This is a genomic window from Sphingomonas sp. Leaf198 (genome assembly GCF_001424005.1).
GTDB lineage: Bacteria > Pseudomonadota > Alphaproteobacteria > Sphingomonadales > Sphingomonadaceae > Sphingomonas.
In genome coordinates this window covers 264,701-285,687 of sequence record NZ_LMPX01000001.1, presented here as the reverse complement: position 1 = coordinate 285,687, position 20,987 = coordinate 264,701, and the positions used below count along the sequence as shown (strand labels likewise).

Annotated in this window: 21 protein-coding genes; 10 read left to right on the top strand and 11 right to left on the bottom strand. The window is 66.7% G+C overall.

What is annotated here, in order from left to right; translation table 11 throughout:
* Positions 1-104: 104 nt before the first annotated feature.
* Positions 105-1,070, bottom strand: coding sequence for a hypothetical protein (locus ASG20_RS01335; RefSeq protein WP_056047588.1), 966 nt, complete (start codon positions 1,068-1,070; stop codon positions 105-107).
* A gap of 379 nt (positions 1,071-1,449) precedes the next feature.
* Here ASG20_RS01335 and rplK point away from each other — a divergent pair, with 379 nt between their 5' ends.
* The 5 genes from rplK to rplL all read left to right on the top strand — a co-directional run bounded on the left by rplK (position 1,450) and on the right by rplL (position 4,503).
* On the top strand, positions 1,450-1,881 hold the full coding sequence (rplK, locus tag ASG20_RS01330) for a 50S ribosomal protein L11 (protein WP_056047586.1): 432 nt from the start codon (positions 1,450-1,452) through the stop codon (positions 1,879-1,881).
* A gap of 4 nt (positions 1,882-1,885) precedes the next feature.
* Positions 1,886-2,578, top strand: coding sequence for a 50S ribosomal protein L1 (gene rplA / locus ASG20_RS01325; RefSeq protein ID WP_056047582.1), 693 nt, complete (start codon positions 1,886-1,888; stop codon positions 2,576-2,578).
* 335 nt (positions 2,579-2,913) lie between these two features.
* A complete protein-coding gene (locus tag ASG20_RS01320; protein ID WP_056047580.1) occupies positions 2,914-3,270 on the top strand; it encodes a GFA family protein in 357 nt (118 codons plus the stop codon).
* Between the two features lie 278 nt (positions 3,271-3,548).
* On the top strand, positions 3,549-4,064 hold the full coding sequence (gene rplJ, locus ASG20_RS01315) for a 50S ribosomal protein L10 (protein ID WP_055879768.1): 516 nt from the start codon (positions 3,549-3,551) through the stop codon (positions 4,062-4,064).
* 64 nt (positions 4,065-4,128) lie between these two features.
* A complete protein-coding gene (gene rplL / locus ASG20_RS01310) occupies positions 4,129-4,503 on the top strand; it encodes a 50S ribosomal protein L7/L12 (protein WP_056047577.1) in 375 nt (124 codons plus the stop codon).
* Between the two features lie 292 nt (positions 4,504-4,795).
* Here rplL and ASG20_RS01305 read toward each other — a convergent pair whose 3' ends face one another.
* From ASG20_RS01305 to ASG20_RS01285, 5 genes are all read right to left on the bottom strand, one after another.
* On the bottom strand, positions 4,796-5,638 hold the full coding sequence (locus tag ASG20_RS01305; protein WP_056047575.1) for a hypothetical protein: 843 nt from the start codon (positions 5,636-5,638) through the stop codon (positions 4,796-4,798).
* Positions 5,635-5,853, bottom strand: a complete 219-nt coding sequence (locus ASG20_RS01300; protein ID WP_056047572.1) for a helix-turn-helix domain-containing protein — start codon at positions 5,851-5,853, stop codon at positions 5,635-5,637. Before ASG20_RS01300 ends, ASG20_RS01305 begins: the two co-directional genes overlap by 4 nt.
* Positions 5,853-6,368: a DUF2975 domain-containing protein gene (locus ASG20_RS01295; RefSeq protein WP_056047570.1), complete on the bottom strand. Its 516-nt coding sequence runs from the start codon at positions 6,366-6,368 to the stop codon at positions 5,853-5,855. Before ASG20_RS01295 ends, ASG20_RS01300 begins: the two co-directional genes overlap by 1 nt.
* A gap of 102 nt (positions 6,369-6,470) precedes the next feature.
* A complete protein-coding gene (locus ASG20_RS01290; RefSeq protein ID WP_056047568.1) occupies positions 6,471-7,853 on the bottom strand; it encodes a hypothetical protein in 1,383 nt (460 codons plus the stop codon).
* Positions 7,854-8,131: 278 nt separating this feature from the next.
* Entirely contained in the window at positions 8,132-9,406 is a 1,275-nt protein-coding gene (locus ASG20_RS01285; RefSeq protein ID WP_056047566.1) for a Xaa-Pro dipeptidase, read from the bottom strand.
* Between the two features lie 121 nt (positions 9,407-9,527).
* Between ASG20_RS01285 and ASG20_RS01280 the strand changes: the two genes are divergently transcribed.
* Positions 9,528-11,936, top strand: a complete 2,409-nt coding sequence (locus ASG20_RS01280) for a hypothetical protein (protein ID WP_236698726.1) — start codon at positions 9,528-9,530, stop codon at positions 11,934-11,936.
* Between the two features lie 340 nt (positions 11,937-12,276).
* Here ASG20_RS01280 and ASG20_RS01275 read toward each other — a convergent pair whose 3' ends face one another.
* Positions 12,277-13,338 (bottom strand): SDR family oxidoreductase, encoded by a 1,062-nt coding sequence (locus tag ASG20_RS01275; RefSeq protein ID WP_056047561.1) that lies wholly within the window; start codon positions 13,336-13,338, stop codon positions 12,277-12,279.
* Between the two features lie 95 nt (positions 13,339-13,433).
* On the opposite strand from ASG20_RS01275, the gene ASG20_RS01270 reads away from it, so the two are divergent.
* The 3 genes from ASG20_RS01270 to ASG20_RS01260 are packed head-to-tail and all read left to right on the top strand — an operon-like array spanning position 13,434 to position 14,424.
* The gene (locus ASG20_RS01270) at positions 13,434-13,811 is read left to right on the top strand and encodes a winged helix-turn-helix transcriptional regulator (RefSeq protein WP_056047560.1); all 378 of its coding nucleotides are present in this window, start codon (positions 13,434-13,436) and stop codon (positions 13,809-13,811) included.
* Between the two features lie 43 nt (positions 13,812-13,854).
* Positions 13,855-14,085, top strand: a complete 231-nt coding sequence (locus ASG20_RS01265) for a hypothetical protein (protein ID WP_056047557.1) — start codon at positions 13,855-13,857, stop codon at positions 14,083-14,085.
* 51 nt (positions 14,086-14,136) lie between these two features.
* On the top strand, positions 14,137-14,424 hold the full coding sequence (locus ASG20_RS01260; protein WP_056047554.1) for a hypothetical protein: 288 nt from the start codon (positions 14,137-14,139) through the stop codon (positions 14,422-14,424).
* Between the two features lie 132 nt (positions 14,425-14,556).
* Here ASG20_RS01260 and zwf read toward each other — a convergent pair whose 3' ends face one another.
* The 4 genes from zwf to ASG20_RS01240 form a co-directional block, all read right to left on the bottom strand.
* A complete protein-coding gene (gene zwf, locus ASG20_RS01255) occupies positions 14,557-16,056 on the bottom strand; it encodes a glucose-6-phosphate dehydrogenase (RefSeq protein ID WP_056047551.1) in 1,500 nt (499 codons plus the stop codon).
* Between the two features lie 97 nt (positions 16,057-16,153).
* Entirely contained in the window at positions 16,154-17,701 is a 1,548-nt protein-coding gene (locus ASG20_RS01250; protein ID WP_056047548.1) for a cation:proton antiporter, read from the bottom strand.
* A gap of 244 nt (positions 17,702-17,945) precedes the next feature.
* Positions 17,946-18,731 (bottom strand): SapC family protein, encoded by a 786-nt coding sequence (locus ASG20_RS01245; RefSeq protein ID WP_056047545.1) that lies wholly within the window; start codon positions 18,729-18,731, stop codon positions 17,946-17,948.
* A gap of 62 nt (positions 18,732-18,793) precedes the next feature.
* Entirely contained in the window at positions 18,794-20,221 is a 1,428-nt protein-coding gene (locus ASG20_RS01240; protein ID WP_056047542.1) for an FAD-binding oxidoreductase, read from the bottom strand.
* A gap of 110 nt (positions 20,222-20,331) precedes the next feature.
* Here ASG20_RS01240 and ASG20_RS01235 point away from each other — a divergent pair, with 110 nt between their 5' ends.
* Entirely contained in the window at positions 20,332-20,808 is a 477-nt protein-coding gene (locus tag ASG20_RS01235; protein ID WP_082470677.1) for a hypothetical protein, read from the top strand.
* Positions 20,809-20,987 lie beyond the last annotated feature (179 nt).

Below are 20,987 nucleotides of genomic sequence, written 5' to 3'. Positions count from 1 at the left end.
CGCGACCCCCGTTTAAAGAATTTGCTTAATGATTGAGCGTAGCTTCCCGCAGGCGCCCTACTCCAGCATTCAAGGCAATTATATTCCGAGTTAGACCGGCTTACCTAACCGATCCGCCGCCCGCCAAACAGCGCCACGCTTGGATCGTGCGCCACCTTCGTCGGGTCGGCCTTGCTCCAGCCGGTAACCTGATCGAGCGCCGGCAGGTGTACCGGGTTTTGCGCCGGATACGGGTTGGTCAGCGTCGGCTCGCCGCGTTCGTTGCGGGCGGCTTCGGCGATATCGAAGGTTTCGCGGGCGCGGGCTTGGCGGGCTTCGTACATTGCCGTCAGGCGGTAGCTGTGCGCGTCGCTCGATTCGCCGCGGCGGCGTTTGATGTGCGGTGGCTCCTCCTGGAGGTGGACCGTCCGGTTGTGCAGGTGGAGGAGCTGGAGCGCCTGGTTCGCGGTCATCGGCGGGATCGGTGGGGGCGCGTTGTGGCGCCATTCATCATGGTCGTGCGAGCCCGGCAGGGTACCGGCCAACAGCGCGAACTCGACGGCCTCGTAGCCGGCCGCGAGCGCGAGGCGCATCTCGCGGGCGAAGGCGGGGCTGGCCTTGCGGCGGGCGTAGAAGGCGGAGTGGCTGAACCCCGCGGCGGCGGCCGAGAGGCGGATGTTGGCGGTGGCGGATAGCGCGGTGAGGAAGGCTTGCTCGGCGGCGTGGTCGAGGCGGTTGGCGGGCGGGCGACGGAGCTGGAGGCGCCCGTTGGCAATTCTTGTCGTTGTGGGCGTGCTGTCGGCGCGTCGCGTGTGGGGCGAGCCCCCTCCACCCCCGACCTCTGGTCGGCGGTCCCCCTCCCCGTTCCGGGGAGGATCTTTGAGGGCTGCGGACGCCAGAGCGAGGGCGGCGTCCCATTTTGCGGCGAAGGCGGGGTGGGCGGCGCGGCGCTTGGTGAAGGTGGAGCGGTTGTAGCCTAGCGTGCTGGCGGCCTCGCGGACGTTGCCGGTGCAGCGGAGGACGGCGAGGAATGCGGCGTTCTGCGCGGCCTGGCGGCGGGTGAATTGGTCGGGAGTGAACGGGCGCGCCATCGCTAGTGGGTCTGCCTCGATATCCTACATTGCAAGGGGCTTGTGCTGGGTGCTTGGTACTCAAGCTTGTTTCCCCGCGTAGGCGGGGATCCAGACTGGGCTCGCGCCTTCGCGGGAGAACAAGGGAGCGCTGTCTTTGGCAGGATTGGTTCACGCTAAGGCGCGGGGGCGCGAAGAGGAGTGAGAAGAAAAGCAGATTCGGGGTTCGCGCGGAGGCGCGGAGACGCGGAGGAGAAGGGACGCGGAGAAGTAAGTGCGGGGTGTTGCCGCTTTGCGGGTTTTGGGGTATGCGCGCCGGCTTCCACCTTCACTGTTGGAATTGCGGGAGGTTGCCGAGAGGTAGCCGCCATCACCGCTAGGCTCACATAAAGAGAGTGACATGGCTAAAAAGATTACCGGATACATCAAGCTGCAGGTCCCTGCAGGCGAGGCAAAGCCCGCGCCGCCGATCGGGCCTGCGCTGGGTCAGCGCGGCGTGAACATCATGGAGTTCTGCAAGGCGTTCAACGCCGGCACGAGCGAACTGAAGAAGGGCATGCCGATCCCGACCGTCATCACGGTCTATGCGGATCGCTCGTTCTCGTTCGAGACCAAGACCCCGCCTGCCTCGTACCTGATCAAGGAGGCCGCAGGGCTGAAGTCGGGTTCCAAGGAGCCGGGCAAGGTCGTCGCCGGCACGATCAAGCGCAGCCAGCTGAGCGAGATCGCCACGACGAAGATGAAGGACCTCAACGCCAACGATATCGACGCTGCGACGAAGATCATCGAAGGCAGCGCCCGCGCAATGGGCCTCGAAGTGGTGGAGGGCTGAGATCATGGCTAAGCTGAGCAAGAAGCAGAAGGCCGTCACGGTCGACCTCGTCAAGCTGCACGGCATCGACGAGGCCATCGGTCTCGCACGGTCGGGCGCCACGTCGAAGTTCGACGAGACGATCGAAGTCGCGCTGAACCTGGGCGTCGATCCGCGTCACGCAGACCAGATGGTCCGCGGCGTGGTGACGCTGCCCAAGGGCACCGGCAAGACCGTCCGCGTCGGCGTGTTCGCCCGCGGCGCGAAGGCTGAAGAAGCACTCGCAGCAGGCGCAGACGTCGTCGGCGCCGAAGACCTGATGGAAATCATCCAGGGTGGCACGATCGATTTCGATCGCTGCATCGCGACCCCGGACATGATGGGCATCGTCGGTCGCCTCGGTAAGGTGCTGGGTCCGAAGGGCCTCATGCCGAATCCGAAGCTCGGCACGGTGACGATGAACGTCGCCGCCGCGGTTCAGGCAGCCAAGGGCGGCCAGATCGAGTACCGCGTCGAGAAGGCCGGCATCATCCATTCGGGCATCGGCAAGGCGTCGTTCCCGGCGGAAGACCTGCGCGCGAACTTCGACGCGCTGGTCGACGCAGTGGTCAAGGCCAAGCCGACCGGCGCCAAGGGCAAGTACGTCCAGAAGGTCGCGATCTCGTCGACCATGGGTGCAGGCATCAAGGTCGACACGACCGAGGTTGCTGGCGCGTAAGCCCAAGCCGCACGGGGTTAGTGCAAGCTAACCCCGAGACGGCGACAGGCCGGCCGGCGCGGGCAACCGCGACCGACGAGGACGGGATTTACTCCCGTCCCGCCGCTTAGAGTTAAGAAGGGCCGGGAGCGATCCCGGTCCTTTTTGCGTGCGCGCCATATCGCCGTTCGATGAAGATCGCCGCCCCCTAGCCCCCGCTCCCGTCATCCTGACGAAAGTCAGGATCCAGGGTTACAGACGCTACTCCTAATGGCTCTGGATCCTGACTTTCGTCAGGATGACGGGATTTGCGAAAACGCGTGAATGCCCCACCATTCTGAGCCACCGATCAATCCATGATCCAAGCCTCCTGCCATTGTGGCGCGGTAACGCTGGCCGCCGACGATCCGCCCGAATGGGTCGCCGACTGCAACTGCTCGATCTGTCGCCGTTACGGCGTACTCTGGGCCTATTACCGCGCAAGCGACATACGCGTCGCGGCATCCGTGCCGACGGCAGTCTACAGTTGGGGTGCCAAGACATTGCGCTTCCACCGATGCGGCGAATGCGGGTGCGTGACGCACTGGACGAAGGTCGACCCAATGATCGACCGGATCGGGATCAACGCCCGCCTGATGCCGATCGACGTTCTAGCGGCGGCAAGGATACGCAGGCTCGACGGCGCGGATACCGGGCTGTACCTGGACGCCTGACCCTCTCGGCGATTGACTCCCCCGCCAATTCCGCTAAGCGGCACCTTCGTTCGGCGGGCTTGCTCGTCGAACTCCGTCCGAGACAGTGGGTGCAGCGGGTTTGCCGGTGCTTAATCTCCCACCTAGACGGGGAATGAGATTTTGTCGGCCCATCTGCGCGCCGCCCCTCTCCCATGCCCCATCGACGAGACACCCCGGAAGCGCGGGTTTGTCTGCGCCTCCGGTTAGTAACCGGGTCCACTGCGCAAGCGGTGAACTCGTAAAACGTGGAGAATGGCATGGATCGTGATCAAAAGACCGCGGCCGTAGCCGAGCTGAACCGCACCTTTTCCGAGGTCGGCGTCGTCGTTGTCACGCGCAACCTCGGCCTGACCGTCGCACAGTCCACTGTGCTGCGGAACAAGATGCGCGACGCCGGCGCGACCTACAAGGTCTCGAAGAACAAGCTTGCCAAGATCGCAATGGACGGCACCGACTACAGCTCGCTGGGCGACATGCTCACGGGTCCGGTCGGTCTGGCCAGCTCCATCGATCCCGTCGCGGCCGCCAAGGTGGTCGTGGAATTCGCGAAGACGAACGACAAGTTCGAAATCGTGGGTGGGGCGATGGGCGCGACGACCCTCGACGTCGACGGTGTGAAGGCGCTCGCAACGCTGCCCTCGCTGGACGAACTGCGTGCCAAGATCGTTGGCCTCATCGTGGCACCTGCCACGAAGCTGGCAACGATCACGCAGGCTCCGGCAGCGCAGCTCGCGCGCGTGCTTTCCGCCTACGCGGAGAAGGAAGCCGCCTGATCTTGCAGGCCTTTCGTTACCTTTTTGAACTGATGGGGCCGATGCCCCGAGATGGAGATTTATCATGGCAGACCTGAACGCGCTCGTTGAGAGCCTGAGCGAACTGACCGTTCTCGAAGCAGCTGAGCTTTCGAAGCTGCTCGAAGAGAAGTGGGGCGTTTCGGCCGCAGCAGCGGTCGCAGCACCGGCAGCAGGCGGCGGCGCAGCCGCACCGGCCGCTGAAGAGCAGACCGAATTCGACGTCATCCTGACCGGCGACGGTGGCAAGAAGATCAACGTCATCAAGGAAGTCCGTGCGATCACCGCGCTCGGCCTGACCGAAGCCAAGACGCTGGTCGAGTCGGCTCCCAAGGCCGTCAAGGAAGGCGTGTCGAAGGACGAAGCCGCCAAGATCAAGGCTCAGCTCGAAGCAGCTGGCGCGACCGTCGAGGTCAAGTAAGCCGCAGCGGGAGAGACGATTTAGCTTCGGCTAAATCGCACTCCCGCAAGGCCGGCCGGCGGCACGCAGTGTCGACCGACGAAGCAGGGGCTTTGCCCCTGCTGGCCGCAGCTAAGAAAAAGGGCGGCCCCAGCGATGGGGTCGCCCTTTTTCGTTACACGTCGCGAACTTCCCCATCTGCTCGGCGGAAGCCGTAGCTCAATTGAGGGGCGGCGCTAACGAAGCGCAACGTACCTCACGACAGATCGCCCACATGGGCCCCGGCCTCCGCCGGGGTGGTGAGAGCCGGCAGTCAGGCCGTTTGGATTGCGAAGCGCGGCGCGTCGTCCGCCGGCTCCACCGTCGCATCCAGATCGCGGGGGTGCACAGTCCACCCCCGCAACGTCAGCCCGGTCCTCACGCCGACGAACAACGCCGAGCCCACCAGCGCCGCGAACAGCCCGACCCACAGCGCGTCGAACACCATCAGCGCCCACACAATCGGTAGCGGCTGGCCCAAGGCGAGCTTGTGATTGGCCATGTGCAGCGCCTGCGCCGGGCCGAACGCGACTGCCGCCAAGACGCTGAGGACGATCCCGGCGGGCAGCAGTGACGTCATCGCCCGCTTTGGCGTCACCGACGCGTCCTCGATCAACGCACCAACGACGTAGATCAGGAAGCCACCCTGGATGATCCCCGAAACGATCTGAAGCGGTACGGCGATCGCCAGTGGTAGACCTTGCTTGTCCAGCCACATGAACGGCGATGCGACCGCCAGCCCCACGACCAATCCGACGACCACCCGGACGAAGGTCATCGGCGGAACCAGCAATGTCCGACGAACCGACCGTACCGACCAGAACCGCGCGACCGCGAGAATGGCGATGACGAACCCCGCGATCTTCACGTAGCCGAAGCCCCAGCGCAGTGGATCGTTGGCGAGCGCACGAAACTGCTCGACCGATGCGAACATGCCGAGGTGGATTTCCGCGATATGTTGCAGGAACTCGGGCACCACCGCGATCGCCAGGACGAGCGGTGCCGCCCTCACCGCGCGTCCGCCGAGCCGATAGGTCTCCACGACGGCGCCCCCCAAGCCGAGGATGGCGCCGACAATGCGCCCGCCAATCCCGAGTCTTTCGCTACGATCGCTCATGCCGTTTCCCCGTCTGCTGTAAAACTCAGAATGTCGCCCGGCTGACAGTCGAGCGCGGTGCAGATCGCCTCCAGCGTCGAGAAGCGGATCGCCTTGGCCTTGCCGGTCTTCAGAATCGACAGGTTCGCCATCGTGATGTCGACCGCCTGCGAAAGCTCGGTCAGCGTCAGCCCACGCGCCGCGAGGATGCCGTCGAGCGTGACGATGACGGGCATCAGACGGTCATCGCCAGATCGTCGCGCATGCCCGCCCCCACGCGGAACACGCGGGCGAGCACGAACAGCATGACGACCGCGATCCATCCGGTAAAAGAAGGAGTCCAGGTGACGAAATCGACGTTGATCCGGTTGAAATAGAGCGCGGTCGCCCCGAGGACGAGGTCGAGCAACTGCAGTACGAGCAGCGCCCAGCCGATCCGCTGGAGCCGGTCTGCATTGATCGCGACGAATGGGTCACCGACGCGCACGCTTTCGACGATCGCGATCAGACGAGTGAACAGCTGGTGCACGGCGACGGCCGCCGCGATCGAGATAACGCCGAGCAACCGCATGATCGCCACCGTCTCCGGCACGTATCGGCCGTGATATTTAACCGCTATCTGCGCGGTCAGTGCGTCGGCGAAAACGAACGACAAGACGATCGCAACGGCGAAACCGATCGCGGACGTCCAGTTCAATCCGTTGGCAAACCGCAGCACGCCGTTCGCGATACCCAAAAACCGATCCCGCATGACGCCCTCCGTTTATCGATAAACGATATGTATCGCTTATCGATAAACGTCAAATGACAGGAGCGGAAATCTTCGGATCGATCGCAGGCTACAGCCTAGAGATCAGCGCTCGAACGTCGCCGCGTGAGGTCTTGCCGCGACGGTGGTGAACATCTTCGCCGGGCCGTCTAGCCAGAACGGGGCGAGCTTGGCGGAGTCGGTACGCTCGATACCGACCACCCACGCGCGAGCGGTCTGCGCGTCGTCACCGGCCGTTGCGTAGAGAATATTCGTGGCGAGAACGGGCACGAACATCGGGCGGTTGGCGGCCGTCATCGTGCGGATCGCCTCGCGCGCAATCGCGGCGACGGTGCGGATGGTGCGCGTTTCGCCTGCGGCCAGGGCGAAGGGCGGCGCCGCGGGACGGACCACGGGCGCGGCGTTGAACTGTGCAATGTCCATGTCCTGATCGGCATGCGCGGTAAGCAGCGCGACGCCGGTCCGGATCGCCTCGGCCGATGCGGTCCCCGTGTTGGTGATGATGAGTTCGCACTCGACGGTGGCGCTGAGCATATTGAGCCCGGCGCGCAGGGGGCGGAGTTCGCACGTCAGCCGTGCGCGTGCGGAAGCGGGCGGCGTGGGCGCGGCCTTCGCCCTGGGCTCGAGGAATTTGGGTGCGCTCGCGGGTATGGCCGCACCGGCTACGGCGCCCGGCGTGACGACAGGCGAAGCGGGCGTCGACGATATCGCCGGCTCAGCGGAAGCAGAAGGAATCGGAGCGGCGGGCTCGGGGGTGGGCTCGACATAGGCTTCGGGTTCGATCCGGTCGAATCGACTGCCGCGCGGTTTGCGGCGGAGTGCCCATAGCGCACCGAGAACCACGACGATCGCCGTCAGCGACAGCCACAGCGGCATCGACCTGCCCGTTTCCGGCGCGGAGAGCGTGGATTCGGCCGTCGTGGTCGGTGCGGCGGGTTGCGGCGCAGCTTCGGAGGGGGCGGTCGAGCTCGGCGAAGACTGAGGAGCCGGCACGGGCTCTTGCGTCGGCGCGGCGACGGGCGGCTCGGCAGGCGTCGACGTCCGCGTCTGCTCGGGCTCCGACGTCCGCGGTTGTGTCGCAGTTTCCGAAGTGCTGCGGTTGGCCGCGCGTTGGCCGGTCGTTCGATCGGTCGCTGCTGGATTGGTAGCCGGGCGATTCCTTGCCGTACGGTCGGCGGCGGTGGTGGTCGTCGCGCGTGGCGACGGTGCGTTGCGCGGGGCCTGCGCACTCGTCGGCGATGGGGTCGGCGATGGGCTCGGCAGGACGATCGTCGGTGCGGCGGGAACCGGTATCGAGCTCGCGTCCGAGGTCGGCTGGGTACCGGGCGTCTGGAGGCGCTCTAGGCCGCGCACTGGTGCGACTGGCTCGGTCTGCGCGACTGCCGATGTCGCGGCAGTACCCAGGACGGTCCCGAAGACTGTCATGGTGGCGAGCAGGGCAGCCAGCGCCCCGCGGTCGGTCGTCATCGTCGAAATCCCCTGCGCGCGGTCTGGCGGCGTTGTGCCCGGGGGAGGCTGAACCTGCTGCGACGGCAAGCCGTCATGCGACGAGTTGCTTCCAGGTAGCGGCGAAGCGTTGGTGACGCGTGGGCGATCGGGTGCCGGTTAACCGCAATCTCGCCCGCCAGGGGGCGCCGAAAGTGACGCAGGGGGAGGACACGGAACAGCGGTTTGCCCTTCCTCCCCCTCCGTCTGGCAAGCGCCAGCCACCTCCCCCTGGCGGGGGAGGATCAAGAGGGCTCGTTTTACTTTGGTGCGACGACCACCGCTCCGCCCTTCATGACGAATGCGGGGTGCTCCAGCTGGCGGACGTCGGCGAGCGGGTCGCCCTCCACCGCGATCAGGTCGCCGAAGCGGCCGGGCTGGATCGCGCCGACGTCGGCGGTGCGTCCGAGCGCGGTCGCGGCACTGGAGGTGGCGGCTTGGATAGCCTCGATCGGCGTCATGCCCCATTCGACCATCTTGGCGAACTGGAGCGCGTTGTTGCCGTTGGGGTAGACGCCGCCGTCGGTGCCAAACAGCATCTTCACCCCGGCGGCGTGCGCGGCGCGGAAAGTCTGGCGCTGCTTGAGACCGATCGCGCGTTCCTTTTCGAGGCTTTCGGCGAAGACGCCGTTCTTGGCGCCCTCGGCGAGAATATAGTCGTCGTCGTAGATATCCATGTCGAACCACGCGCCGCTGGCCTTGGCGAGCTTGAACGATTCGGCGTCGGCGAGGCTGGCGTGTTCGATCGTGTCGACGCCCGCGCGGAGTGCGTCGTTGATGCCCTCGACGCCGTGGGCGTGGACGGCGACCTTCATGCCGAGCATGTGCGCTTCCTCGACGATCGCCTTGATCTCGGGGAGGCTGATCTGCTGCGCGCCGACGCTGTCGGTCTTCGAGAGGACGCCGCCGGTCATGCAGACCTTGACCACCTCGGCGCCGTATTTGCGGATCGTCCGTACGGCGCCGCGAAACTCATCGGGCGTGTTGGCGATCTGCGGGTGCGGGACCTGAATCGAGGGCGGGAATTCGGTCGCGTCGCAGTGGCCGCCGGTCGCGCCCAGCGCGTAGGTGGCAGGGACGATGCGCGGGCCGGGGACGTAGCCGCGTTCGATGCCCTGCTTGAGCGCGACGTCGTCGTAATTGGCCGAGCCGACGTTGCGCACGGTGGTGAAGCCTGCGTCGAGCGTCTTCCGCGCATTGGCAACGCCGACGACGGTCCAAAAATTGTCGGTGAATTCCAGCGTACGATACCCGCTGAGCGTCGGGTCGCTGGTCAGGTGGACGTGCATGTCGATCAGGCCGGGGAGCAAAGTGCGCTCGCCCAGATCGACGCGTTCGGCGCCGGCGGGGACCGCGTCGCCCTTGCGCCCTACCGCGGTGATGCGGCCATCGACGATCGTGACCTGCGGGCTGTCGACGCGCTTGCCCGCGAGGACGTCGATCATGTGCGCGGCGGTGACCACGACCGTCTTTGCGTCCGCGGTGGTGGCGGTGCCGGCGAGCAAGGCTGCGGCGAGAATCCTGGCGATCGTCATGTGGTTGTCCCCTTCCCCGAGTAGCGCATCGTGTGCGGCACCGCGCGGGTTGGATCAAGGGGGCGATCGACGCACCGCGCTTGCCCTAATCTGGACACCGGCGCAGGTCATCGCTGCGCCCATGACGACGAGACTCACCCCGATGATGCTTCGCTTTCTTCCGCTCTGTGCTCTGGCCGCGGCGCTCGCGCCGACGGCAGCCAACGCCGATCCTGCGCCGTTCGACCTTACCGGGCCGAATTTGCGCGTCGGCGTGACGCACGGGACGACGACCCTGCCGATCGCGCAGGTGCCGCGGCTCGCGACCGGCGACCGGGTCACGATCGCGGCCGATCTGCCGACCGGCAAGAAGGACGATGCCGAGCGCTATCTGCTGGTCGCGGGGTTTTTGCGCGGTGCGACTGAGCCGCCGCCGAAGTCGTGGTTTTTCAAGGCCGAGACGTGGAAGACGAAGAAGGCCGCGCTGAATTTGAAGGTGCCGGACGGGGCGCGGCAGTTGGTGGTGTTCCTTGTGCCCGACAGCGGTGGCTTCGATACCGTCGTCGCGGCGGTCCGCAAGCAGCCGGGAGCGTTCGTGCGCGCGGTGCAGGATCTGGATCAGGCGTCGCTGGATCGCGCGCGGCTCGATGCGTTTCTCGACAGTATCCATGCGCTCGAGCGGACGCGGCCGGAACGGATCGAGGCGGTTTCGCCGCTGCTGTCGCGCAGCCTGTCGATCAAGCTGAAGGCGGAATGCCTCGATCTCGCCGCCGATCTGCAGGCGTCATGCCTGACACAAAGCCGCGATTCGCTGGTGCTGGCGGATGGCCAGAGCTCGACGCTGGCGGATACGCTGGTGGGCGCGCCTACCGACCTGGCGCTGCAACTCAGCGCGACGCCGGCGGGCGGGCTGGGCTACTATAGTCCGTATATCGGCGTGGTACGAGATCTGGCGAAGATCTTCGGCGCGTTCCAGTCGACGCAGTTCCGCTATATTCCGGCATTGGCGCGATTGCATGACGATCGGATGGCGTTGTTGCTGAATGCGGCGCCGTCGTTCGCGAGCCCGAAATCGGTGATGGTGGTGGCGATGCCGGTGATCGAGACGGGCACGCCGCAGACGCCGACGTTGCGGCGCGCGGAGGCCGATCGTCTGGTCTGCGCGGCCAAGCCCGACCTCGTGCTGCCGGTCGAGGGCGCGCCGCTGATCTATGCGACCAAGTTCGCGCACGACATGAGCTTGCGGGTGACGACGCCGCAGGGGGGCGTGGTCGAGCTGCCGGTGCAGGCCGATGCCGAGCGCGGCGGCTATGTGCTCGATCAGGTCGGCATGCGGACCGCGGGCCTGAGCAGCGTGACCGATGCCAAGCTGCACGGGCGTTGGGGGTTTACGCCGTTCGACGGGCCGCAGTTCCGCTTGCAGGTGCCGCGCGCCGGTGGGTGGACGATGGTCGATACCGATCCGGAGAATTTGGTGGTCGGGCGCGACAATCCGGTCGCGCTCGCCGGGCCGACGCCGAGCTGTGTCGAGGCGGTGACGCTGACCAGCGCGGCGGGCGACGTGCCGCTGGCGTGGACGACGACCGGCGACCGGATCGGACTCACGCTGCCACTCGCGAAGACCGCGCCGGGGAAACTGACGTTGCTGGTGAAGCAATACGGGGTCGAGGCGCCGGAGAAGATCGCGCTGACGGCGCTCGCCGAGGCGGGACGGATCGATGGCCTGACGCTGTATGCGGGCGATCCGGCGGGGACGCTGGCGGGAACGCGGCTCGATCTGGTCGCGTCGATGACGGTCGACGGGGTGGCGTTCAAGCCGGGTGAAGTGGTCCGTGCGGACAAGGGCGATCTGCTGGGGCTGACCGCGGATACGGCGCCGACGTTCACGGCGGGGCAGGCGAAGTCCGCGCTCGTCACGCTGACCGATGGGCGCAAGCGGTCGGTGAAGTTCACTGTCGCGGCGGCGCGGCCCAAGGCGACGCTGATCGCCAAGAGCGTGGTTGCGCCGCCCTCCCCTGGCCTGCCGGTCGTGCTGGCAGGTGATACGGCGATCGCGCAGGATGCCCGGCTGACCTTCTCGCTGCGTGCGGAGGGCGTGACGCGGTTTGCGGCCGGGGACAGCGTCGAGATCGGGGCGGTCGGCGGCGGGGCGACTACGAGCGTCGCATCGGGGCGCGGGCTGACCGTGCAGGACGAGCGGATCGCGGTGGTGTCGGTCGAACCGGGCAACGCGCTCGGCGTGTCCGCGCATGGGCCGCTGCGGTGGCGGCTGGTGCAGGACGGCGTTGCGGGCGACTGGGTGCCGTTGACGAGCCTGGTGCGCGTGCCGGCGCTGGCCGGGGTGACGTGCAAGGACGTCTGTACGCTGGCCGGAAGCGACCTGTTCCTGATCGATTCGGTGGCGGCGAATGCGGGGTTCGCGGATGCGGTGCGGGTGCCGGAAGGGTTTACCGGGGCTTCGCTGACCGTGCCCAAGCCGGTGGGCGGGGCGCTGTTTCTGAAGCTGCGGGATGATCCGGCGGTGGTGGCGACGGTGGCCGTCAAACCGTAACGGCGCCTTTTCGGTCACCGCCCGCCCCCACTCCGTTCGTGCCGAACAGAGACCGAACAGCCCGCTTAGGCGTATCGAGGGCTCGTATCGCGGTACGGGTTCCACCGGCGACCTGTCCTTCGATACGCCGTCTCGATACGCCCAAGCGGGCTACTCGACGGCTACTCAGGACGAACGGCAAGAGGGGTTACGGGGAAAGGCGGAGTCCATTCCCCCCAATGCCGCTTCCGTCATCCCCGCGGAGACGGGGATCCATATCCTTCAACGGTCGTGCACGATCGCACAGCCAGCCGGTATGGGTTCCCGCCTTCGCGGGAATGACGGGTAGAGACGCGGTATTTTACGGGATCAAGCGATCCGCCCGCAGTTCCGCGAACAGGTCGAAGAACGCATCATCCGTGGGCTGGTATTCCTTGAACCCGAGACGCCGGCTCTTGCCCATGTCCGTCACCACCTCGATCGGACGGCCGAGATCGGCGTCGGTGTGCCACGGCGAGGCGAGCCGCGACAGGTCAGCTTCCGCCAGGCCTTCGCGCGCGGCGATCTCGTGCCAGATGCCGGCGTCATCCTTCATCTGCTCGTCGAGCGTCAGGATGGTGCCGTCGAACGGGGCCGGCTCGATCCCGAACCATTCGGCGATGCGGCCCCACATCCAGCTCCAGCGGAAGACGTCACCGTTGACGACATTGAACGCCTCGTTGCGCGCCTTGGGGGTGGTCGCCGCCCAGATCAGGTGATCCGCGAGCATCGTCGCGCTCGTCATGTCGGTGAGGCCGTTCCACTGCGCCGCCGAGCCTGGGAAGCGGAACGGGCGACCGGTCTCGCGACACAGCGTGGCGTAGACCGCGAGCGTGGTGCCCATGTTCATCGCGTTGCCGACCGCCTTGCCGATGATCGTGTGCGGGCGATGGACGCTCCAGCCGAAGCCGTCGCGCTCGGCGGCCTCGAACACGGCGTCTTCCTGCGCATAGTAGAAGTTCTCGACGTCGAGGCGGCCCTGCTCCTCGCGGAACGGGGTCTGCGGGAGGACGCCCTTGCCGTACGCCTCGAACGGTCCGAGGTAGTGCTTGAGGCCGGTGACGAGGGCGACGTGGCCGACGCTGCCCGCTGGCGAGAGCGCGCCGAGCAGGTTGCGGACCATGCCGCCGTTGACGCGGATGTTCTCCGCCTCGCTGTCCTGGCGCGACCAGGTGGCGATGAACACCGCATCGGGCTTGAGACCGGTGAGTGCCTTTTCGAGGTTCGCGGGGTCCTGGAGGTCCGCCGCGACGGGATGGACGCCGTCCTGTTCGGTCGGGCGCCGCGCGAGACCGTGGACGGTCCAGCCGGATTTCACCAATGCCGCGGCGGTCGCGCTGCCAACGATCCCGCTCGTTCCTACTACCAATGCCGTCTTGGCCATCTTCAGCTCCTTATCTGCTCGCTACCAGCTAGGCACCGAACGCACGGGCTTCTAGAAGGCACCCTTTGGGGACATAGGCACCGGAAGGTATCCACATGCAGGCGGGAACGGCCGACGAGGAATGGCGCGAGGATTGCGCGCCGCGGCGGACGCTGGAGCTGTTCGCGACCAAATGGACGAGCATGATCCTGCACACGCTGCACGTCCGCCATGACGGCCCGGCGCGGACCGGCGTGCTGCTGCGATCGATCCCGGGCATCTCGAAGAAGATGCTGACGCAGACGTTGCGCGAGATGGAGGCGGCCGGGCTGGTCGTGCGGACCGTGCACGGGACGGTGCCGCCTGCGGTGGATTATGCGCTGACGCCGCTCGGCGCGCGGTTCGTCGAGCCGGTCGAGCTTCTGTACGACTGGGGGCGCCGGAATGCCGATGCGCTCGACGCGTTGCAGGCGAAGCCGACCTCGCGACGGTAACGACGGTTTGCAGTGACGATCCGCTTGTCGCTATGGGGCGCGGATGACCGCATCGGATCTCCAGAGCCTGTTCGTCACCAACCTCGTCCGGTACAATAGCGGCGACCGGCGGCGGTGGCGGCTGATCGTCGGCGACGTGAAGGTCTACAGCCTCGCGACGCACGCGCATTGCAACTGGGCGGTGACCCCGTCGGGCAGCGCGAGCGAGGTCGACGCGGTCGAGCGACTGGCGGACCGGCTGCGCGAGGATCACCCTATTATCACCGCCGGCTGACGGCGTCTCATATACCCGGCTGACGGCCTTTCATCTACGCAGGAGCGACACATGGCGAAGCAATATTGGGCGCAGATCATCGAACTCGACGAGGAGATGACCGCCGCGACGATTCCGGGCGCGACCGATCACGAGGATGCGGCGGATTCGCTGGTGGCGGATTTCGTCGGCGCGATGGGCGGCGAGATCACGTCGGGCGCGGTGCGCGTCTGGGTGCAGGGCGGGGTCGAGAAGGTCTATGACTGGAAGGCCGACTTCACGATGCCCGACATGGACGAGATGGGTGACGAGGACGAGATGGAAGTCGAGGGCGAGATCGAGCTGACCGAGCGGGTTTGAGCACGAATCGCATGTGAATAAACATACCACCCCGGCGGATGCCGGGGCCCAATTGGCAAGGTCGGCATAACGGAGCGTCGTCCCTCGTTAGCGACGTTCCCCAATTGGGCCCCGGCCTTCGCCGGGGTGGACTCACGGCACCGTCTTCCCCGCCGGCGCGAGTTCGTGCCAGCTGTGGTCGTCGTGCGCCAGAAGCGCGTCCGCTGCGGCCGGGCCCAGCGTGCCCGCCTCGTAGAGTTCCGGCATGCCGGCGTCATGCGCCCAGAGGTCGAGGAACGGTTGCACCGCGGCCCAGCCCGCCTCGATCGCGTCAGCCCGTTGGAACAGCGTCTGATCGCCGACGAACAGGTCGTAGATCAGCGACTCGTACCCGGTCAGGTGACCGATATCGAATTCGTCGGCATAGCGGAAATCGAGCGCGATCGGCGCGGTTGCGACCTCAAGCCCGGGGCGCTTGATGTTGATGTCCATGCTCAGCCCTTCGTCGGGCTGGATCTGGATGATCAACCGGTTGGGCGGCAGCATGTCGGCGGCGGCACCGGGGAACGACGCGAACGGGACCGGCTTGAAGGTGATCGCGATCTCGGTGTCGCGACAGGTCATCGCCTTGCCGGTGCGCAGGTAGAATGGCACGCCCGCCCAGCGCCATGTGTCGACCATCAGCTTCAACGCGACATAGGTCTCGGTCCGGCTGTCCGGCGCGACGTCGGGCGAGGCGGTGTAGGCTGGGACATCCACCCCCTTCACCTTGCCAGCGGTATATTGGCCGCGGACGCCGTTGCGCTTCGCCTTGCCGGGCGAATAGACGCGGACGGCTTTGAGGACCTTGCCCTTTTCGTTGCGGATAGCCTCGGCATCGAAGCTCGCGGGCGGCTCCATCGCGACCATCGCGAGCAGCTGGAACAGGTGGTTGGGGACCATGTCGCGCAGCGCGCCGGTGGCGTCGTAGAATTTGCCGCGCGTGCCGACGTCGACCGTCTCGGCGGCGGTGATCTGGACGTGCGCGATGCAGTCCGCATTCCAGACGCGCTCGATCATCATGTTCGCGAACCGCGCGGTCATGATGTTCTGGACGGTTTCCTTGCCAAGGAAATGGTCGATCCGGTAGACCTGCGCTTCGCCGACCTTCGACAGGATACGCGCGTTGAGCGCCTGCGCGGAGGCCAGATCGTGGCCAAACGGCTTCTCGATCGCGATCCGGCGGAACGCGTGCGGCGCTTCCGCCATCAGGCCGTGATCGGCGAGCTTGTCGACGATGTCGCCGAAGAACTTGGCCGGCACCGCGAAGTAGAACGCGACGTTGCCCTTCACCCGGGCCTTGAGCTGTTCGTAAACCTCGTCTTTCGTGAAATCGCCCTGGAGATAGCCGACGCGATCCTTGAGCCGTGCCCAGGCATCGCCCTTCTCGCCGGCCCCCTCGCCGCCTTTCGCATCGAAGCTGCCGAGCGCCTTGCGCAACGACTCGTCGTTCCCCTCGTCGATGCCGACGCCGAGCACGTGGAAATCGTTACCGACCAGCCCGAGCCGGGTCATGTTGATCAGCGCCGGCATCAGAAGGCGGCGGGTCAGGTCCCCGAAGGCGCCGAATATCACGAGCGTCGTCGGCGGGGCGGGCTTGACGGTTTTGCTCACGAAGACGCCTCTGGCATGAATCGACCCTTTCTACGGTGGTTCTCTCAAACAGCGTAGCGCGTGCCGATGTTCCGCGCTCGCGTTCAGGTCGCTCCTTTCAGGTGGCGGTGAGGATGTTGTCGCCGAACGCGCGCGCGTCGACTTCCGCCCAGTCGAGTTCCTCCTGGAGGCGGCGATACACGTCCTCGGCCACCTCGCCCTTGTCGCGCATCTCGTGGAGCACGACGCGCTGGCAGGCGATCATCTCGAGGTGGAGTTCGTCGAATTCCGAGGTCGCCTGCGGATCGTCCGCTTCCGCGGTGACCTTGCCCGCCGCGCCGTAGCGGAAGCGCAGCGCATCCGCCGCCTTGCCTTCGCGCGCGGGCAGTACCGCGAGGCCTGCGTCGATCAGCCGCTTGCGCGCGGGGGCGATCTCGTCGGCGAGCCCCGTGTCTGCGCCGAGATCGAGACGGCGGATCAGCGGGCCGAGCGTGAGCCCCTGCAGCACGAGCGTGCCGATCACGACGCCGAACGCTGCCAGCACGATCAGGTCGCGGCCCGGCACAGATCGGGGCAGCGCGAACGCAGTGGCCAGTGTCAGCAGGCCCCGCATGCCCGACCAGGACAGAATGATCGACGCATTCCAGGGGGGCGGCTTGGGCAGCCAGGACGGTGCGTAGCGGTTGGCGATCACGCCCTCGACAAACCGCACAAAGAATACCCACGCTATGCGCGTAACGAGCACGGTCGCGAGGACCGCGGCGGCGAACCCGATCGCCGGCCATCGCTCGGCGGCGGGCAGGCCGACCAGCACGTCGCGCGATTGCAGCCCCATCAGCGCGAACGCGATGATGTTCAGGACGAGCACCGCCGCCGACCATACCGCCGCGCCCTGCAACCGGTCGCGTGCAGGCTGGACGATCGGGCGGCGCTGCGAGACGATCATCCCGAACGTGACGACCGCGAGTACCGGCGAGATGTGCAGCCGCTCGGCCAGCAGCCATATCCCGAACGTCACCGCGAAATCGGCGAGGCTGGCGCCGAGCGTGCCTGCGAACAGCGGCGCGACGCGGAGGTAGAGCCACGACGCAATGGCCCCGAACACGATCCCTCCCGGCACGGCGGCGGCGAGCGCGAGCGGTGTCACCGGCGTATCCGAATGCGTCGCGAACGCCACCGCTAGCCCAAACAGCAGCAGCGCGGTGGCGTCATTAAGCAGGCTCTCGCCCTGGAGCAGCAACAGGCCGCGGCGCGGGATGCCGACTTCGCCGAGCACTGCTTCCGAGGCGGCGGCGTCGGGCGGCGCGACGATCGCTCCGAGCGCGAACGCTGCAGCGAGCGGCAACCCGCCCAGCGTCACGCCGACCAGCGCGACCGCCGACGCCGTGACGAGCACAGCAAACACCGCGAGGCTTAGCAGCGGGAACCAGTGTCGGCGCAAGGCGCGTGGGCTGGTGTAGTAGGCGGCGTACAGCAGCGCGGGGGCGATGAACAAGGCCAGCGCCAGATGCGGCTCGACCGTGATCTTCGGCGCGAACGGCAACGCGGCAAAGCCGATCCCGGCCGCCGCCAGCAGGGTCGGATAGGGCACGTTCAACTTGCGCGCGAGGACCAGCAGGACCAGCGCGGCGAGCAGGATGACGTCGAGGCTTTCGAATACTTCCACGGGCACGCAACGGGTGGGAGGAGCGGACGGGCCCGCCGCATCGCGCAGGCCAAAAAAAACCACCCCGTGCGTATCGCACGGAGTGGCCTAGGTTCAGGGAGGAGGGACGCTAGAAGCGTCCCGTACGGCGCCGCGAAAGGGGGGGACACGATGCCGTACAGGATCTAAATGGGTGAGCGCCGTTTTGGTTCAACCCCTGCTGCACCGCACCCCAAATAATTTTCACGGCCTCCCGGTTTCGCTATCAGACGTTGAACTGCGCGGGGGCGGGCATCTGCTGCTGCGGAGTCATGCCGAGCTGCGCCTGACGCGCGAAGATGTCGCGCATCAGCGACAGCGAGAACAGGTGCGCGTACAGCAGCGGCAGCATGCCCGACTTGCTCATCTTGCGCAGCGCATCGCCGCGCAGGTCGATCAGCTTTTCCTCGTTGATCATCTGGAAGCCGCGATAGACGAACGGCTGGTCGGCGCCGTCGGGCTGGATCGTGACTTCGCCGTCCATCAGCAACTCGAGCTCGCGCAGCTCGTTCATGAAGTTCTGCGTGCGCGCACCGGCCTGTTCGAACGACTCGTTGAAGCCGAGGATGTTCTTGGTCAGCTCGGTCGGCTGGCCGTTCTCGAACAGCGCATCGCCGTCCTCGAAATCACCGATCGCCTGCGAGGTCGGATCGAAGCAAAGCGACAGTTCCTGCGCATCGGGGTGCAGGCGCGCGAGCATGTACGGGTAGCGGCGGACGTATGCCGGCACGTAGAAGGTGTTCTCGGTCAGCTTGCCGTCTTCGCCGACGAACACGTTGACGCCCTCGTTCAGGCCCATCAGCGCGAGCGGGATCGCGTCGTCACCGACCGAGAAGACGATCGGCATGTGACGCTGGACCAGCGGAAACTCGTCGACGGTGATCGGGATCGCGTGCTGGCCGACCAGGAACGGCGCGCTGTCCTGCGGGCGGACCTTGTAGTTCGCGTGCGTGTCGCTCGAAAGCGGCTCGAGGCCATTATAGAAAAGCGGAAGCTGGGCGGTGCTGGCCATGTTACTCTCCGGATCGGTCGGTCGAAATGCCGGTGGCTCATGCCACCGATTGGGGCGAGGCTCTATGGTGCGCCGGGCGGGCGTGCAAGTGTGACGAGCTTGCCCGGGTTGAGGATGCCGAGCGGATCGAGCGCGGACTTGATCGCGCGGAGCGCGGTCATCCGCGCGGGCGACGAGAGGCGTTCGAGTTCGTCGCGCTTCATCTGGCCGATGCCGTGCTCCGCCGAGATCGAGCCTCCGGCCGCGACGACGAGGTCGCCGACGAAGCGGGTGACGACCGGCGCGTCCTCGGCATACCAGCGCGCGGGGTCGGTGCCGGGCGCGGCGCGGACGTGGAAATGGACGTTGCCGTCGCCGAGATGGCCGAATCCGCTGGCGTGCGTGCCGGGGAAGCGCGCGTCGCAAGCCGCCGCTGCCTCGATCATGAAGCGCGGCATCGTCTCGACGGGGATCGAGATGTCGTGCTGCGTTGCAGGGCCAAGCGCGCGTTCGGCGGCGGAGAGCGAGTGGCGGAGCAGCCAGAATGCGGTGGACTGGGCTTCGCTGGTGGCGATCGTCGCGTCTTCGATCGCGCCGTCTTCGAGTGCTTTGCCGAGCAGGCGTTCGAGTAGCGCGGACGGAGACTCGCCTTCGGTAATGGCGGAGGTTGCCTCGATCAGGAGGTGCCAGGGGTGGCGGCCGGCGAGCGGCGCGCGGGCGTTCGGGAGGTGCGCGATGGCGGCGTCGAGCGACTCGGCAGGGAGGATCTCGAAGCTCTCGATCGCGTCGGTCTTCGCCTGCATCGTGCGCAGGAGTTTGAGTGCCGCCTGGGGCGAGCCGACGCCGACCCAGGCGGTGCCGCGCGCTGCGATTGCGGGGGCGAGACGCAATGTGGCGGCAGTGACGATCGCCAACGTGCCCTCCGCGCCGATGAAGAGCTGGTCGAGGTCGTAGCCGCGATTGTCCTTCTTGAGAGCGGACAGGCCGTCGTAGATCGTCCCGTCGGCGAGCACCGCTTCGACGCCTGCGACAAGGCCGCGCATCGTGCCGAACTTGAGCACTTGCGTGCCACCGGCGTTGGTCGAGACGAGGCCGCCGATCGTCGCCGTGCCGCGCGCGCCGAGCGTCAATGGGAAGCGCCTCCCCTGCCCTTGCGCCGCGCCGTCGAGGTCGGCGAGGATCACGCCCGCCTCCGCGATCGCGAGCCCGGCGTTGGCGTCGAGGCTGCGGATGCGGTTCAGGCGACGCAGCGACAGGATCAGCGCGCTGCCGTCGGCGGGGACGGTGGCGCCGCCGACCATCGAGGTGTTGCCGCCCTGCGCGACCAGCGACACGCGGTGCTCGGCGGCCGCCGCGACGATCAGCGCGACCTCCGCGGTCGAGGCCGGTGCGAGCAGCGCGGGCGCAGCGCCGTGGAAACGGCCGCGCCAGTCGTGCAGCCAGGGGTCGATATCGGTCGCGTCGGTGACGATCGCCTTTGCGTCGACACGCGCGCTGAGCGAGTCGAGCATGGCGGCTTGCGAAGGGGTCAGGGTTGCTGTCGGAAAAATAGCCACAGGCCACGCGCTAGACAAAATTCATCGCGCGTTCAACGATCGGCCCTAACGGTTACGACAGCATCATGATCCACTTCGCGATTCCCGCCACCCTGCTTGCGCTAGCAGGCCCCGCCGCCGCTGCGGCCGCAACGCGGGACACGCATGTGCGCCCGGTACAGACCCGTGTGTCCCGTCTGCAGATCGCGCAGATCTCGATCCACGAGCGCATCATCATCCGCGTACCCCGGATGAACCGGACAACGATGCGGACGGTCGACCGGTCGACCGAATGGAAGGAGCACAAGGGCCCCAAATGCATCGCGGTGGCCGAGATCGCCGGGGCGATGCTGAACAAGGACGGCGCGCTCGATCTGCTGATGGCCGACCAGACCAGACTGCGCGCGCGGCTCGATGGCGATTGCCGGCCGCTCGATTATTATTCGGGCTTCTATCTGAGACCGGGGCCCGACGGGATGGTCTGCAAGGCGCGCGATGCTATCCGGATGCGCTCGGGCGCGCGGTGCGAGATCGATGGGTTCAAGAGTTTGCGGCCGAAGTAGTAGCGGGGGCCGGCCAATCGCGTGTGTGGCGAACGCAGTCTCGCCTCGCTCCGTCATCCTGACGAAAGTCAGGATACAGAGTAACTGATGGTACGCTGCTTGGCTTCGGATCCCGACTTTCGTCCGGATGACGGGGGTTTTTGCGGAAATACGCCACCCGCCGCCCCCTCCCCACCCTC